This window comes from Pseudomonas sp. yb_9, from assembly GCF_043103635.1.
Classification (GTDB): domain Bacteria; phylum Pseudomonadota; class Gammaproteobacteria; order Pseudomonadales; family Pseudomonadaceae; genus Aquipseudomonas; species Aquipseudomonas monteilii.
In genome coordinates this window covers 135944-151825 of sequence record NZ_JBICKA010000084.1, presented here as the reverse complement: position 1 = coordinate 151825, position 15882 = coordinate 135944, and the positions used below count along the sequence as shown (strand labels likewise).

The window sequence follows — 15882 nt, the reverse complement described above, 5'->3', positions numbered from 1 at the left end:
ATAGAGTTCTTTCAGGGCCGCTCGGCCGCCGAGTTTTCCTCTGCCACCGGCGTCCCCCGCCCAGCCTCCTGGCGCCACTGCAGGGCAATCAGGATCAGCGTAGGCACACCCAGCAATGCGGTAATCAGGAAGAAGTCGTGGTAACCAAACTTCTCGACCATGACCCCCGAATACCCGCCGATCAACCTTGGCAACAACAGCATGATCGAACTGAGCAGCGCGTACTGGGTCGCCGAGAACTTCAGGTTGGTCAGGCTCGACAGGTAGGCGACGAAGGCCGACGTGGCCATGCCGGAGCTGAAGTTGTCCAGCGAGATGGTCACCACCAGCATTTCCAGGTTCGGGCCCATGTCGGCCAGCATCAGGAACAGGATGTTGGTGCCGGCCGAAGCTACGCCGCCGATGAACAGGATCGGCATGATGCCGAAGCGCACGATCAGCAGCCCGCCGACCCCGGCGCCGACCAGGGTCATGATCAGGCCGAAGATCTTGCTGACGCTGGCGATCTGGTCCTTGGTGAAGCCCATGTCGATGTAAAACACGTTGGCCATCACACCCATCACCGTGTCCGACATGCGATAGGTGGCGATCAGGCCGAGCAGCAGCAGCGCCTGCCAGCGGTAGCGGGTGATGAAGTCGTTGACTGGCGTCAGCACCGGGGCCAAGCCGCGACGGCCAAGGCTCGACAAGCACGCCCAGGTCAGCAGTACATAAAGGATCAGGCGCAGGAACGCACGGTCTTCCAGTAACAGGTCAAGCGGCGTGGCATCACCGGAAATGACGCTGGACCAGCCGGTATTGAACATCTGGGTAAAGCTGGCCGGTACCGACACCAGCAGGATGATCAGCACGAACACTGAGGCCATCTGGTGCACCAAACCGTAGCGCGCTGCCGACAGCTGGGTGCGCAAGGGCACCGGCGGTTCGCGCATGACCAGGGTCGTGAACAGGGCGGGCAGCATCATGACCCCGAACATCACATAGGTGCCGGCCCAGGCCTTGTGCAGGTAGCTGAAACCGGTGGAGCCGAACCACTCGGCGAAGAACAGGGCGCCGGCCGTGGCGAGCAGGGCGGCCACCCGGTAGCCAGCCATGTAACTGGCAGCTAGCGCTGCCTGGCGTTGATCGTCAGCGATTTCCAGGCGGTAGGCGTCGACAGCAATGTCCTGGGTAGCCGATGCGAAGGCCACCAGCACGGCCATGGCGATCAGCCACGACAGGTGCTGTTGCGGGTCGCACAGGCTCATGCCGACCAGGCCGATGACCACCAGCGCTTGCGACAACAGCAGCCACGAACGACGTCGACCCAGGCCACCCAACAGGGGCAGGCGCCATTGGTCGAGCAGCGGTGACCACACCCACTTGAAGGCGTAGGCCAGGCCGATCAGGCTGGCGTAGCCGATGGTCTCGCGGGCAACACCGGCTTCGCGCAACCACACGGACAGGGTGGAGAACACCAGCATGTAGGGCAGGCCGGCGGCAAAGCCAAGCAGCAAAAGTACCAAGGTTGACGGGCTGGCATAGGCAGCAAGCGCAGCGCGCCAGGTTTTACGGGGCATGGGCCAACATCTGCCTCAAGTTTGCGAAAACAAAGCGCGCACTCTAACCGCTGTGCTCCATTGGGCGCCAGCCATGGCGCGTCATATCCACACGATTGTTGGTTACATTCACACCTTCCGCGCGTAATCGCGCCCGTTGTTCATCCCCTGACGGGGTACCCAATGCCAGGCTCAGCCGGCCGCCTGCGCCGAGCACCCGGTGCCAGGGCAGGCGGGTGTCCGCAGGCAACTGCCCGAGGGTGCGCCCGACCCACCGTGCTGCACGGCCAAGGCCCGCCAGCTCGGCCAGTTGGCCATAGCTCACCACCTTGCCGGAAGGCACCTGGCCCAGCACTGAATATAGCGCCGTTCGTCGGCCCTCGGCGGATTCGAGCGCAGGCTGATCTACATCAGACATCACGCCCCCGTTGGGCTGCAGATGAAACCGGACAGGTGGTCCGGCAAATGAGAGTTGAACTCAACGGCATACGCTTGGTCTGTCCTTGCTCTGGTCGTCGGTATCTGGATAATGCCCGGCTTTTTTCGTCAAATCGAACCCGTAGTCCGCTTATGTATTCTAGATCCCTGTTGTGCTTGCTAGCTGCTTCCGTGTGCGCCGCCCCGGTGTTCGCCGACACCGTGTGGATGAAGAACGGTGACCGCCTCAGCGGCAAGATCAAAGTGTTCGACGGCGGCAAGCTGCTGCTGGAAACCCCTTATGGCGGGTCCATCGCGCTGGACTGGAAAGAGGTCCAGACCCTGGAGAGTGACCAGGAGATGCTGGTCAAGCAGGACGCCTACACCGGGGAAAAGGCCAAGTCGCTGAAAGCGGCCGAGCCTGGCAAAGTCACCTTGGCCAATGGCGAAGCGCCCAAGACCGTGGAACTGGCCAGCATCGAGCAGATCATGAAGCCCAGGCCGCTGGTCGAAGACTTCGTGTGGAAGGGCAACGTGGACGTTGCCCTGGATTACAAGCGCGCCGAGAACGACACCGACGATTACGATGTCGGCTTCAAGACCACCGCCCGCCACGGCCGCTGGCGGCACAACGCCGAAGGCGAATACAACCGCGAGAGCAAGGACGACGTCACCACCACCGATAACTGGAGCGCCGAGTACGCGCTGGACCGCTTCATGACCGAGAAGTGGTTCTGGCAGGGCCGAGCGGAGTACAAGCGAGACCGTATCGAAGACCTGGCCCGCCAGCGCACGGTCGGTACCGGCCCGGGTTATCAGTTCTGGGACAACGAGCTGGGCGCATTCTCGCTGGGTTCGTTGATCAACCGCACCGACTTCGAATACCAGGACGGCGCCAAGGACAACTTCTACTCTGCGGCGGTGAAGTGGGACTACACCCGCTACCTGATCGGCAAGAACGTGCAACTGTTCACCAACGGCGAATTTGCCAAGCCGCTGGGGGGCGTGGCCGATTACTCGCTGGATGCCGAAGTTGGCTTGCGCTACAAAGTTACCGAATGGGCCTCGCTCAACCTCAAGGCGGAGAAGGACATCATCACCGGCACCCGCGACAGTGATCTGGACAAGACCCGCTATACCGCAGGCTTCGGCGTGACCTGGTAAATCTTCGGGGGCGATTGGGCTGCGCAGCAGCCCCATTGGCACTGAAACTGATAATGCTTATCTTGTCCCCATCCAGTCCGTTGCCAGGAGCCATCCCCAAGTGAGTACCAACGCCCTCCGCCCCGCCCGGGAACTGCTCCTCAAAGAGTACCGTGGCGTGCTCTCGACCCATTCCAAGTCGATGCCCGGTTTCCCCTTTGGTTCGGTCGTGCCGTACTGCCTGGACGCCCACGGCAATCCATTGATTCTCATCAGCCGCATCGCCCAGCACACCCACAACCTACAGAAAGACCCCAAGTGCTCGCTGCTGGTAGGTGAGCGCGAGGCCGAAGATGTGCAGGCTGTGGGGCGTCTGACCGTGATGGCCGAGGCGCACAAGTTGGTCGACGAAGCGGCTGTCGAGGCGGCTGCCGAACGCTATTACCGCTATTTCCCGAACGCTGCCAACTATCACAAGGCTCACGATTTCGACTTCTGGGTCCTGCAGCCGGTGCGCCATCGCTACATTGGCGGCTTCGGCGCGATCCACTGGCTCGACCAGGTAACCTTGGCCAACCCGTTCGCCGGCAAGGCCGAGTCGAGCATGGTCGAGCACATGAACAGTGACCACGCCAATGCCATCGCCCACTACGTGGAGCTGACCGACCTGCCACGCCATACCCCGGCGCAGATGGTGGGGGTAGACAGCGAAGGCATGCACTTGCGCATCGGCCAGGCGGTGCACTGGTTGCCGTTCCCAAGTACTTGCAACACGCCGACACAAGTCCGCGAAGCCTTGGTGCTGCTGGCGCGCGCGGACCAGTGGCCGGCTGTGGAGCAGGCAGAGGGTTGAAAAAGCGAGCACCCGCATCCATCTGTAGGTCCTACAGGAAGGTTCTCTTCCGACGAGGAATGCTTTGATGCGTGCTTTTCTACTGTTGCTTCTGCTGTTTCCCGTGCTGGAGCTGTTCGTCTTCGTGAAGGTCAGCGCGGCCATCGGGTTCTTCCCGGCGCTGCTGCTGATCATCGCCGGCTCCGCCCTGGGTGTGCTGGTGATGCGCGTGGCCGGCCTGGCCACCGCACTGCGTGCCCGTGAAAGCCTGCAACGCGGCGAGCTGCCTGCCGAGGACATGTTCCAGGGCATGATGTTGGCCGTGGGTGGTGGCCTGCTGCTGCTGCCGGGTTTCATCAGCGACGTGCTGGGCCTGCTGTGCCTGCTGCCGTTCACCCGCCATCTGGCTGCGCGCAAGATGCGCGAGCGTGCCGAGGCCCAGGCCATGCGCCAGCGTGCGTTTCAGGACGACCCGTTCCAGGCGCAGCCGCGTGACGGTGGCCACCGGCCGAACGTGATCGAAGGCGAGTACGAGCGCCGCGACAAGTGATACCCCCGGGGCCGCACACGCGGCCCCGGTGTTTTTCAGCCTCAAGAAAAATTTTGTATATCAAGCCTTGTAATTGAATATGGCGGCCTCATGTATGTGGTCACCGCAAGGTTTCTGGTGGCAACGCCAGACATGACTCAGGTGGTTCGCCCAATGCGGGCCACCTCCCGGCAACGCCGGACAGCATCAACCCGCCGGTGTCGACACCGGCCGATGAAAACCACAATTTGGGAGAGATCGACAATGAAGCTTCGTCCTCTGCATGACCGCGTCGTTATCCGTCGCAGCGAAGAAGAATCGAAAACCGCTGGCGGTATCGTCCTGCCGGGTTCGGCCGCTGAAAAACCAAACCGCGGCGAAGTCGTTGCCGTCGGCACTGGTCGCATCCTGGACAACGGCGAAGTTCGCGCGCTGGCCGTGAAAGTGGGTGACAAAGTGGTTTTCGGCCCTTACTCGGGCAGCAACACCGTGAAAGTCGATGGCGAAGACCTGCTGGTCATGGCCGAGAACGAAATCCTCGCCGTTATCGAAGGCTGATTTCCCCGACTTCCCGTTACTCCAAAGAATTCCAAGGATTAAACGATCATGGCTGCTAAAGACGTAAAATTCGGCGATTCCGCTCGTAAGAAAATGCTGGTTGGTGTCAACGTTCTGGCTGACGCGGTAAAAGCGACCCTGGGCCCGAAAGGCCGTAACGTGGTATTGGCCAAGAGCTTCGGCGCGCCAACCATCACCAAGGACGGCGTTTCCGTCGCCAAAGAAATCGAGCTGAAAGACGCCTTCGAAAACATGGGCGCCCAGCTGGTCAAGGAAGTTGCTTCCAAGGCCAACGATGCTGCCGGTGACGGCACCACCACCGCTACCGTTCTGGCTCAGGCCATCGTCAACGAAGGCCTGAAAGCCGTCGCTGCCGGCATGAACCCGATGGACCTGAAGCGCGGTATCGACAAGGCCACTGCTGCCGTTGTTGCCGAGCTGAAGAACCTGTCCAAGCCATGCGCCGACTCCAAGGCCATCGCCCAGGTGGGTACCATCTCCGCCAACTCCGACAACTCCATCGGTGAAATCATCGCCGAAGCCATGGAAAAAGTCGGTAAAGAAGGTGTGATCACCGTTGAAGAAGGCTCGGGCCTGGAAAACGAACTGTCCGTCGTAGAAGGCATGCAGTTCGACCGTGGCTACCTGTCGCCATACTTCGTCAACAAGCCGGACACCATGGTTGCCGAGCTGGAAGGCCCGCTGCTGCTGCTGGTCGACAAGAAGATCTCCAACATCCGTGAGCTGCTGCCAGTGCTGGAAGCCGTTGCCAAGGCCGGTCGCCCACTGCTGATCGTTGCCGAGGACGTTGAAGGCGAAGCGCTGGCTACCCTGGTAGTCAACAACATGCGCGGCATCGTCAAGGTTGCTGCGGTCAAGGCCCCAGGCTTTGGTGACCGTCGCAAGGCCATGCTGCAGGACATCGCTGTCCTGACTGGCGGCCAGGTCATCTCCGAAGAAATCGGCCTGTCCCTGGAAACCGCTACCCTGGAGCACCTGGGTAACGCCAAGCGCGTGATCCTGTCCAAGGAAAACACCACCATCATCGACGGCGCTGGCGCCGACACCGAGATCGAAGCACGCGTCAAGCAGATCCGTGCCCAGATCGAAGAAACCTCGTCGGACTACGACCGTGAGAAGCTGCAAGAGCGTCTGGCCAAGCTGGCTGGCGGTGTTGCCGTGATCAAGGTCGGTGCTGGCACCGAAGTTGAAATGAAAGAGAAGAAAGCCCGCGTTGAAGACGCCCTGCACGCTACCCGTGCAGCCGTTGAAGAAGGCGTGGTGCCTGGCGGTGGTGTTGCCCTGGTTCGCGCCCTGGCGGCCATTGCCGACCTGAAAGGCGACAACGAAGACCAGAACGTCGGTATCGCCCTGCTGCGTCGCGCTGTTGAAGCCCCGCTGCGTCAGATCACTGCCAACGCCGGCGACGAGCCAAGCGTTGTGGCCGACAAGGTCAAGCAAGGTTCGGGTAACTTCGGTTACAACGCTGCTACCGGCGAATACGGCGACATGATCGAGATGGGCATCCTGGACCCAGCCAAGGTCACCCGTTCGGCCCTGCAAGCTGCTGCTTCGATTGGCGGTCTGATGATCACCACCGAAGCCATGGTTGCTGACCTGCCAGAAGACAAGCCAGCTGCTGGCATGCCTGACATGGGCGGCATGGGTGGCATGGGCGGCATGATGTAAGCCAGCCTTACCCCCTGCACCATCAAAAAGGCCCCGGTTCGTGAGAACCGGGGCTTTTCTTTTTCCTGTTGGGGCCATTGGGGCCGCAAAGCGGCCCCAGTGTCAGGCGACGCTACGTTCGACAGCTGGCGCTTCCACCACTCCACGCCGATACAGAACCAGGTAATACGACCCCAACCCGATCAACCAGCAGAACACCGCCGTCCACACGTTATGCGACAGGAAGTGCGCCCCCTGCATCATCCTCCCTACGCCGAGTACCGAACCGGCCAGCAAAGCCACCACAAATGCTGCCCGCGCCAACCGCGGCTTGCGATCACGCAGCATGAAGAACAGGCCGAACAGGCAGAACCCGGTCGCCGCATGCCCACCCGGCCAGCACAGGCCAGGCTTGTCGGTAGCAGGCCGCGGTTCCAGCAACTTGCTGTAGGTTTCCGTGCCGCCAAACTGGGTCAGGCTCCACGGGCACTGTACCTGGGTCACCTTCTTCAACGGCGTGACAAACGCCGTTGACAGGCCCAGTGCCAGCACCAGGCAGCCCAGCTCGCGGCGCCAGCCGAACAGGCGCTTCCAGAAGAAACTGCCAGCAAAGGTGAGCAGCGAGATCACCCCCAGCAAGATCACCACCTGCTTGACCCGGTCGTGCAGGATGTTTTCCAGCCAATAGCTGTGGCGGCCGATGAACTGCCCGGCAGCGGGGTCGAAAAACAGGTTGGCCACGTCCATGTCGACTGACGTCAGCTCCAGCAGAATCAAGACCAGCGCGGTCGCCAAGGGGACGCCCAGATACAGCCAGAAATTGATAGGGCGAGGGCGGGTTCGTTGCTGCATGGTGGCTCCAGGGCACGAAAAAGATCGGGCATTGTCGGCTGCCCGCTATCCTGTGTCCGTGAAGGATCAGTGAAAAAACCGTCAAGTGGGGTGAATTTTCCGGGGGGCTGGCACCGTGCAAGCATAGGCCTTAAGCTGCGCCTGCCGCGCACCACTGCGAGAAGCGCCGCACAGGAGAAACCGATGCGCATTCTTTTGGTTGAAGACAACCGCGATATTCTGGCCAACCTGGCCGACTACCTGGGCATGAAGGGCTACACCGTCGACTGCGCCCAGGATGGCCTGTCCGGCCTGCACCTGGCCGCCACCGAACACTACGACCTCATCGTGCTCGACATCATGCTGCCCGGCATCGATGGCTACACCCTGTGCAAGCGCCTGCGCGAAGACGCCCGCCGCGACACACCGGTGATCATGCTCACTGCCCGCGACCAGCTGGATGATCGCTTGCAAGGCTTCCGCTCGGGGGCCGACGACTACCTGCTCAAACCGTTCGCCCTGTCTGAGCTGGCGGCGCGCATCGAAGCAGTGCTGCGCCGCGCTCAAGGCGGAGGGCGCCGGACCCTGCAGGTGGCCGACCTCAGTTACGACCTCGACACCCTGGAAGTTACTCGCCAGGGCCGCCTGCTCAAGCTCAACCCGGTGGGCCTCAAGCTGTTGGCCGTGCTGATGCAGAAAAGCCCGCACGTACTGCGCCGCGAAGTACTGGAAGAAGCCCTGTGGGGCGACGATTGCCCCGACAGCGACAGCCTGCGCAGCCATGTACACCAGCTGCGCCAGGTGATCGACAAGCCGTTCGAAAAACCCTTGCTGCATACCGTCCATGGCGTCGGCTATCGCCTCGCCGAGGGCCGCGATGGAGTTTAAGCAAAGCCTTGCCCAGCGCATCATCATCGCCTTTGCCCTGATGAGCGCGCTGGTGGCCGGGGCGTTCGCCTTCGGCATCGTCGCCACCGTGCACCTGGTTGAAGAGCGGCTGATTTCCTCTGTGCTGGGTGGCGACCTGCAGCGCCTGCTGCGCATGGACAGCGTCAGCGACTGGAGCCACCGGCCGCGCCCCGACCAGCTGTTCTACTTCAGTGGCGGGCGTGACGACTTCGAACTGCCCAAGGACTTGCGCCACCTTGACCGGGGTTTCCACGAAGTATTCCGCGACCAGCTGTCATACCACGCCATGGTCGAGATCGTCGATGGCCGCCGTTACGTGCTGCTGCAGGACCAGAGCGACTTCGAAGAACGCGAGCGCGTGTTGTTCGCGGTGGTGGTGGTGGGCTTCTTACTCAGCCTGGTGCTGGCAGTCATCCTCGGCTGGCTGGTGGCGCGCCGGGTAATGGCACCGGTGATCCGTCTGGCGCGCCAGGTGCGCCATCGCGATCAACTGCTGGGCCTGGCCCCGCCACTGGCACCGGACTATGCGGCGGACGAAGTCGGCCAGTTGGCAGTGGCCTTCGACGATACCCTGGGCCGTTTACGCGATGCGCTGACCCGTGAACGGCTGTTCACCAGTGACGTCAGCCATGAGTTGCGCACACCGTTGATGGTGCTGGCCACTTCCTGCGAGCTGCTGATGGAGAACCCCAACCTCGACGCCCGCGCGCGTAGCCAGGTAGAGCGGGTGGCGCGTGCCACGGAAGAGATGCGCGAACTGGTCAAGACCTTCCTCATGCTGGCCCGTGCCCAACGTGACGAAGGCGCGGTGGCATCGCGGGCAACCTTGCGCGAAGTGGCCGACGAACTCATCGGTGTGTGGCGCGATACCATCGAGCAGAAGGGCCTGACCCTCTATTTCGATGGCCGCATCAGCGCCAGCCCGGTGCTGTACAACGCTACCTTCCTGCAGTCGGTAATGGGTAACCTGTTGCGCAATGCTGCCCACTACACCGACAGCGGCTACATCCGGCTGAGCCTGGAGGCCAACGGTTTCAGTGTGGAGGACAGTGGCGTGGGCATCCCCGAAGAGCAGCGCGAGGCGATGTTCAAACCGTTCGTGCGCGGTGACGAGCGGCGTGGCGAAGGCTTGGGCCTGGGTCTATCGCTGGTGCAACGCATTTGCGACGACCAAGGCTGGCATGTCACCCTCACATCGACCCTGCCGCATGGTTGCCGCTTCCAGGTGGACCTGAGCAACACCAAAGCCCAAGGCGGCCCGGACGCCATGGCCGAGTAATCCGTTGTAACAGGTTAAAGGGCGCGCGACATTTTTTTCACATTGGCATGACCTGATTCCAACGCTTGCTTACCTAAGGTGAGCGGCACTGGAGTCAGGAGATGCCCAATGCGTAGCCCCATCAAGCTTGAATTTTCCGAGAAGTACGACAAAGACCACGCCCGCGAGTACTTTCTCAAGCACCAAGATGGCCTGGCGCGACGTCTTTCCCACAAGCGAGATGAGCAGCTGGCGCGTCGCGCCCTGGCATTGGCCGGCGAGCCCGGCCTGGTACTGGACCTGCCGTGCGGTGCCGGCCGTTTCTGGCCACTGCTGGCAGAAAAGCCCAACCGGGTGATCATCGGTGCCGACAACTCCGAGGCGATGATCGAGACAGCCTGTGCCGCGCAACCGCCAGAAGTGGTGGCGCGGGTACGCCCTTTGCAAACTTCAGCGTTCGCCATTGACTTGCCGGATAATTCGGTGGACAGCATCTTCTGCATGCGCTTGTTCCACCACATTGGCGAATCGGCGCACAGAAAGACCATACTTTCGGAATTTCAACGTGTTAGCCGTGATAGTGTGATTTTGTCTTTGTGGGTCGATGGCAACTTCAAGGCTTGGCGCCGGAAAAAACTGGAGCAACGCCGCAGTGCCAAGGCCGAGCAGGACAATTACCAGAACCGTTTCGTGTTACCAGCCGAAACGGTCGAAGAAGAATTCAGGGCCGCCGGCTTCAGAATCCAGGAACGCCTCGACTTCCTGCCGTTCTATGCCATGTGGCGGGTCTACGTATTGCGTAAGGGGTAGTGTTTGATGGCTGTAGCCCAGAAAGGGGAGTCGCGGTTCGATTTTTACTGGCGCCAGCAGGGCGAGTGGGTCGAGGAGCCTAACCAGCGCCGCGGCGGCGAAAGTGGCGTGCAACGCCTCAACGATGCCAATGGCAAGCTGCTGTATGCCAAGCGCCAGGTCGGGCATATCTATCGCAGCCTTATGCACCCTTTTGGGCGACCAACCGTATTGCGTGAACTCGATGCACTGAACAGCTTCGAGCAACTGGGCGTTCGCGTCCCCCGCATCGTCTTTTGTGGTGCCGAGCGCGATGCCGACCACCAATGGCGTGCGCTGCTGGTGAGCGAGGCGCTGGACGGCTTTGTCGAACTCGACACCTGGCATGCCGAAGGTGCCCGTGAGCGCTACCCGCAGGTGGTGCATGAGCGCATGCTCAAGGACCTGGCGGACAACCTGGCGCGCATGCACCTGGGGCACTGGCAGCACGGCTGCCTGTACGGCAAGCACGTATTCATCAAGGTGATCGGCGAAGGCGAGCAGGCGCGGGTCGAAGTCGCACTGCTGGACCTGGAAAAGTGCCGGCGGCGCATCAGCTGCCAGCGTGCGGCAGGCAACGACCTGCGCCAGCTGCGCCGCCATTCGTCGATCAATGACGCCGAATGGCAGACGCTGCTCTACTTTTACAAGATGGCGTTTGGCAGCGCTGTCAAAGGGTTAGAGTAATGAAACTAGAAATAGCTCGAGCTTTGTTCCTGGTAGCTGGCCTGGCGGTGACCACCGTGGCGGTGGCTGCCTGGGAAGAGCCGAGGCCGACTGTGTTCAGCAAGGCTGAGATGGCCGACCAGTGCGCGTTGCCGCGGGAAGCGAAACCGCAGCAGCAGGCACAGGTCACGCCGGACCAGGACCTTTTGCTGTTCCTGTTTGGTCTGCGTCAAGGGTTGCGGCCATTTGGTTGAACCCGGTGTGAGCTAGAAATGCCAGAGGCTCCGCAATCGCGGGGCCTCTGGCATTTTTGCGTCTGCTTCACCGGCCTCTTCGCGGGCAAGCCCGCGAAGAGGCCGGATCAGGCTATGGCAGGTTCCTTGGCTTTGGTCTTGTGCGCCAACAAGGTGTAGATACAGGGCAGCACGAACAAGGTAAACAGCGTGCCTATCGACATCCCGGTGGCAATCACCGTTCCGATGTCAAAGCGGCTGACCGCCCCGGCGCCAGTCGCTAGAATCAGCGGCACCATGCCGAATACCATCGCCGCCGTTGTCATCAGCACCGGCCGCAGGCGAATCGCCGCCGCTTCCTCGATCGCCTCACGCACGCTCAAGCCGCGTTCCTCACGCAACTGATTGGCGAATTCGACGATCAGGATGCCGTGTTTGCTGATCAGCCCGATCAAGGTCACAAGCCCGACCTGGGTGTAGATGTTCATGCTCGAAATACCCAGGAACAGCGGCAGCAGCGCCCCACAGATCGATAATGGCACCGTCACCAGGATCACCAGCGGGTCGCGGAAGCTTTCGAACTGCGCCGCCAGCACCAGAAAGATGATTGCCAGCGCCAGGCCAAAGGTGACCCACAGTGCGCTGCCTTCCTGCACGTACTGGCGTGCTACGCCGGCATAGTCGAAGGCGAAGCCTTCCGGGGCCTCTTCGCGGGCGATGTCCTGAACGGTTTTCAGCGCTTCGCCCAGGCTGACCATGGGCACGCCCTGGATGATCGCCGAGTTCAGCTGCTGGAACTGGTTGAGCTGGCGTGGGCGGGCGCGGTCGGTGAGGGTGATCAGGGTCGACAGCGGCAGCATCTGACCCTGGTCATTCTTCACGTAGTAGTTGTTCAGCCAGCCGGGGTTGTCGCGGTACGGCCGTTCGACCTGGGCAATCACCTTGTAGCTGCGGCCTTCGAGGGTGAAACGGTTGATTTCCGCCTCGCCCAGCAGGGTGGCCAGGGTGCCGCCGAGAGTGTCCATCGATACCCCCATCTGCGCGGCCTTGGCCCGGTCGATGTCCACCACCACTTCGGGCTTGTCGAAGGCCAGGTCGATGTCGAGGAAGGCGAACTTGCCGGATGCCTGCGCGCGGGCCTTGATGCGCTGTGCTACATCCAGCAGTGCCGGGTAGTCGCCCGCTGTATTGATCACGAACTGGAACGGCAGGCCCTCGCCGGTGCCGGGCAGGGAGGGCAGGTTGAAACCGAAGATCTGCAAGCCTCCGATTTCCTCAAGTTTGGCCTGCACCAGCGGCAACAGCTCCATCTGTGTGCGCTCGCGTTCGTTCCAGGGTTTGAGCAGGAAGCCGCCGATGCCGGTCTGCACGCCGTTGAATCCGTTGATCTGGAACGATGAGTAGTACTCGGGGAAGGCCTTGAACAGTGGTGTGAATTCGTCGGTGTAGGCGTTGAGGTAATCGAGGTTGGCCGGCTGCGGCGAGCTGCTCATCATGAAAATCACCCCCTGGTCCTCGTTGGGGGCGAGTTCGTTCTGGGTAAACGTGAGCAGCACCGGGATCAGGCACAGGATGATCACGGCAAACACCAGCACCACCGGGCGGCTGTCGAGGGTGGCATGCAGCAGGCGCTGGTAGCGCACCTTCAGGCGTTCGAACAGCACGTCCAGGCGGTGGGCCAGGCCACTGGGGTTCTGCTCCTGGCGAAGCAGCAGGGCGCACATCATCGGCGACAGGGTGAGGGCGACGATGCCAGAGATGATGACCGCCCCGGCCAAGGTCAGGGCGAACTCCTTGAACAAGGCCCCGGTGAGCCCGGTGAGGAAGCCGATCGGTGCATACACGGCAGCCAGGGTGATGGTCATCGAGACCACCGGCAGGGCGATTTCGCGGGCGCCCTCAAGGGCCGCATCGAACGGCGATTTGCCTTCTTCCATGTGCCGGTGGATGTTTTCCACCACCACAATGGCGTCGTCCACCACCAGGCCGATGGCCAGCACCATGGCCAGCAGGGTCAGCAGGTTAAGCGAGTAACCCATCATCTGCATGAAGAACAGCACGCCGATCATCGACAGGGGAATGGTCACCACCGGGATCAGCACCGAGCGCAAGGCACCGAGGAACAGGAACACCACCACGATGACGATCAGCACCGCCTCGCCAAGGGTCTTGATCACTTCGTCGATCGAGGCCTGGATGAACAGCGTGGCGTCGTAGGCAATCGACACTTTCAACGCCGAAGGTAGCTGGCTCTCCAGCTCGGGCATGATGCGGCGCACTTCCTTGATCACGTCCAGGGGGTTGGCAGCGGGGGTGGCCTTGATGCCGATGTACACCGAGGGGGTGCCGTCGAACGAGCTGACCGTGTCGTAGTTTTCCGCACCCATCTCGACCCGCGCCACATCGCCCAGCAGCACGCGGCTGTCGCCGCTGGTCTTTACCGGCAGGGCGGCGAACGCCTCGGCCGACTTCAACTCGGTGCTGGCGTTGATGCTGGTGACCACGTATTCGCCCTTTACCTCGCCGGCAGCGGAGAGGAAGTTGTAGCGGCGCACGGCGTTGGTCACGTCGGTGGCCGACAGGCCGAAACCGGCCAGTTTCACCGGGTCTAGCCACAGGCGCATGGCAAACACCTGGTTGCCGAGGATCTCCGCTTCGGCCATGCCCGGCAGGGTGGCCAGCTTGGGCTGGATGACCCGCGACAGGTAGTCGGTGATCTGCGGGTTGCTCATCTCCTTGCTGTAGAAACTGACATACATCAGCGCCGAGGCGTCGGCGGCTTCCTTGCTGAGCACCGGGTCTTCGGAGTCCTGCGGCAGTTTGTTGCGCACTTCGTTGGCCTTGGCCAGCAGCTCGGTGAACAACCGGTCGCTGTCGGCGCCGATGCGCGCGTAGATGGAAATGATCGAGAAGTTCTGCCGGCTCACCGAGGTCATGTAGTCGATGCCTTCGGCACTGGCCAGGCTCTGCTGCAACGGCTGGGTGATGTAGCCCTGGATGGTTTCGGCGTTGGCCCCGGGGTAGGCGGTAGTCACCGTGATCAGGGCATTTTCCATTTGTGGGTACTGGCGGATCTGCAGTTTGTTCCAGGCCTGGAAACCCAGCAGCAGGATCAGCAGGCTGACCACACTGGCCAGCACCGGGCGACGGATGAACGGGTCGGTGAACGCCATGTCAGCCTCCTCAGTCCTTGCCCGGCACGCCCTGTTCGGGCTTGAGGGCTTTGTCCTGGCCGATGCGGATCGCAGCGCCCGGGGTGAGCTTGAGTTGCCCGGCGGTAACCACCTGTTCCCCGGCTTGCAGGCCCTTGCTGACGACCACTACGCCGTCGCGGCGCTCGCCGGTCTGTACGGTGCGTTGTTCGGCAATCAGCTGCGGCTGGCCCTTATCGTCGTTTTCCGGCTTGCCGTCCTTGTCTTTCTTCGGCGTGGCGACGTACACCGAGTTGCCATACAGGGTGTAGGTAATGGCGCTTTCCGGCACCACCACTTGTGGCTGTGGGTTAGGCAGCAGCACCAGCAGGCTGGCGAACATGCCTGGCAGCAGTTTGCCGTCGGGGTTGGCCAGGGTGGCGCGCACCAGCAGGTTGCGCGTGGTTTCCTCGACCTTGGGGTTGATGGCGCTGAGGCTGGCGGGGAAGGTCTGGCCTGGGTAGGCGGCTACCTGCACCAACACCTGCTGGCCCAGGCTCAATTGCGGCAGGGCCTGTTCCGGTACGTTGAAGTCGACGTACAGGCTGGATGTGTCCTGCAGGGTGGCAATCACCGTGCCGGCGGCCAGGTACTGGCCGATGTCCACCTGGCGGATGCCGATGGTGCCGCTGAACGGGGCGTTGATGCTTTTTTTGATCTTCTGCGCCTTGAGTTGCTCGACCACCGCCTGGTTGCGGCGGTACTGAGTGGTGAGGCGGTCGAACTCGCCGCGCGAGATGGCCGAGTCGCCGACCAGCTGGCTGCCGCGGCCGAAATCGACCTTGGCCAGGCCCAAGTCGGCCTGGGCGGTGCCAAGCAGGGCGGTTTCCTGGTCATCGTTGAGTTGCAGCAGTAACTGGCCGGCTTTGACCTGCTGGCCCGAGTCGAAGTGCAGGGCTTTGACGATGCCTTCCACCTCCAGGCTCAGCTCCACACCCTGCAGTGCCTTGAGGCTGCCGACGGCGGGCAGGCGCGCTTGCCACTGGCGCTGTTCGGCCAAGGCTGCCGCAACGGTGATGGGCGGCTTGGGGGCAGTGAACACCTGGATCTGCTGGTAGATCGAGAACGCCTTGTAGCCCCCCAGGGCCAGCACGATCAGCAGAACCATGGCTAACATGATGAGCATGCGGCGGCGCAGCATAAGTCCGGTTCCTTGGATTGGTTGTTATTCGGTTAGACACGACAACGGGCGATCCTGCCCACGTGTGGATGGGGGAAGTATTGACTGTTTTTCAGGGGAGGGGGTGAAATGCCTGTGCCGGCCTCTTCGCGGGCAAGCCC

Annotated in this window: 15 protein-coding genes; 10 read left to right on the top strand and 5 right to left on the bottom strand. The window is 62.0% G+C overall.

Translation table 11 applies throughout. The features are described from left to right. Positions 1-11 precede the first annotated feature (11 nt). Both ACF8MI_RS22640 and ACF8MI_RS22635 read right to left on the bottom strand, forming a co-directional pair. On the bottom strand, positions 12-1559 hold the full coding sequence (locus ACF8MI_RS22640; RefSeq protein WP_060498013.1) for an AmpG family muropeptide MFS transporter: 1548 nt from the start codon (positions 1557-1559) through the stop codon (positions 12-14). Between the two features lie 43 nt (positions 1560-1602). Continuing rightward, positions 1603-1956 (bottom strand): MGMT family protein, encoded by a 354-nt coding sequence (locus tag ACF8MI_RS22635; RefSeq protein WP_156868255.1) that lies wholly within the window; start codon positions 1954-1956, stop codon positions 1603-1605. A 152-nt stretch (positions 1957-2108) separates the two neighbouring features. Here ACF8MI_RS22635 and ACF8MI_RS22630 point away from each other — a divergent pair, with 152 nt between their 5' ends. From ACF8MI_RS22630 to groL, 5 genes are all read left to right on the top strand, one after another. Further along, positions 2109-3119, top strand: coding sequence for a DUF481 domain-containing protein (locus ACF8MI_RS22630; RefSeq protein WP_060498011.1), 1011 nt, complete (start codon positions 2109-2111; stop codon positions 3117-3119). Between the two features lie 100 nt (positions 3120-3219). Beyond that, positions 3220-3951 (top strand): HugZ family protein, encoded by a 732-nt coding sequence (locus tag ACF8MI_RS22625; RefSeq protein WP_060498010.1) that lies wholly within the window; start codon positions 3220-3222, stop codon positions 3949-3951. Positions 3952-4018: 67 nt separating this feature from the next. Then, entirely contained in the window at positions 4019-4480 is a 462-nt protein-coding gene (locus ACF8MI_RS22620) for an FxsA family protein (RefSeq protein WP_060498009.1), read from the top strand. Positions 4481-4723: 243 nt separating this feature from the next. Further along, positions 4724-5017, top strand: coding sequence for a co-chaperone GroES (locus ACF8MI_RS22615; protein ID WP_003260750.1), 294 nt, complete (start codon positions 4724-4726; stop codon positions 5015-5017). A gap of 48 nt (positions 5018-5065) precedes the next feature. Further along, the gene (groL, locus tag ACF8MI_RS22610; RefSeq protein WP_060498008.1) at positions 5066-6706 is read left to right on the top strand and encodes a chaperonin GroEL; all 1641 of its coding nucleotides are present in this window, start codon (positions 5066-5068) and stop codon (positions 6704-6706) included. A 102-nt stretch (positions 6707-6808) separates the two neighbouring features. Here the strand turns inward: groL and ACF8MI_RS22605 are convergent, their stop codons facing one another. After that, entirely contained in the window at positions 6809-7537 is a 729-nt protein-coding gene (locus ACF8MI_RS22605; protein WP_060498007.1) for a phosphatase PAP2 family protein, read from the bottom strand. 183 nt (positions 7538-7720) lie between these two features. On the opposite strand from ACF8MI_RS22605, the gene colR reads away from it, so the two are divergent. The 5 genes from colR to ACF8MI_RS22580 all read left to right on the top strand — a co-directional run bounded on the left by colR (position 7721) and on the right by ACF8MI_RS22580 (position 11431). Continuing rightward, positions 7721-8404: a two-component system response regulator ColR gene (gene colR, locus ACF8MI_RS22600; RefSeq protein ID WP_003255215.1), complete on the top strand. Its 684-nt coding sequence runs from the start codon at positions 7721-7723 to the stop codon at positions 8402-8404. Then, entirely contained in the window at positions 8394-9704 is a 1311-nt protein-coding gene (locus ACF8MI_RS22595) for a HAMP domain-containing sensor histidine kinase (RefSeq protein ID WP_060498006.1), read from the top strand. Before colR ends, ACF8MI_RS22595 begins: the two co-directional genes overlap by 11 nt. A 108-nt stretch (positions 9705-9812) precedes the next feature. Continuing rightward, positions 9813-10493, top strand: a complete 681-nt coding sequence (locus ACF8MI_RS22590; RefSeq protein WP_019098319.1) for a class I SAM-dependent methyltransferase — start codon at positions 9813-9815, stop codon at positions 10491-10493. Positions 10494-10499: 6 nt separating this feature from the next. Beyond that, positions 10500-11198, top strand: a complete 699-nt coding sequence (locus ACF8MI_RS22585; RefSeq protein ID WP_016713590.1) for a lipopolysaccharide kinase InaA family protein — start codon at positions 10500-10502, stop codon at positions 11196-11198. Continuing rightward, positions 11198-11431 (top strand): hypothetical protein, encoded by a 234-nt coding sequence (locus ACF8MI_RS22580; RefSeq protein ID WP_060498005.1) that lies wholly within the window; start codon positions 11198-11200, stop codon positions 11429-11431. The genes ACF8MI_RS22585 and ACF8MI_RS22580 overlap by 1 nt, the downstream gene beginning before the upstream one ends. A 107-nt stretch (positions 11432-11538) precedes the next feature. Here ACF8MI_RS22580 and ACF8MI_RS22575 read toward each other — a convergent pair whose 3' ends face one another. Both ACF8MI_RS22575 and ACF8MI_RS22570 read right to left on the bottom strand, forming a co-directional pair. Further along, positions 11539-14583 (bottom strand): multidrug efflux RND transporter permease subunit, encoded by a 3045-nt coding sequence (locus ACF8MI_RS22575; RefSeq protein ID WP_104833373.1) that lies wholly within the window; start codon positions 14581-14583, stop codon positions 11539-11541. A gap of 10 nt (positions 14584-14593) precedes the next feature. Next, positions 14594-15742 (bottom strand): efflux RND transporter periplasmic adaptor subunit, encoded by a 1149-nt coding sequence (locus ACF8MI_RS22570; protein ID WP_060498002.1) that lies wholly within the window; start codon positions 15740-15742, stop codon positions 14594-14596. Positions 15743-15882 lie beyond the last annotated feature (140 nt).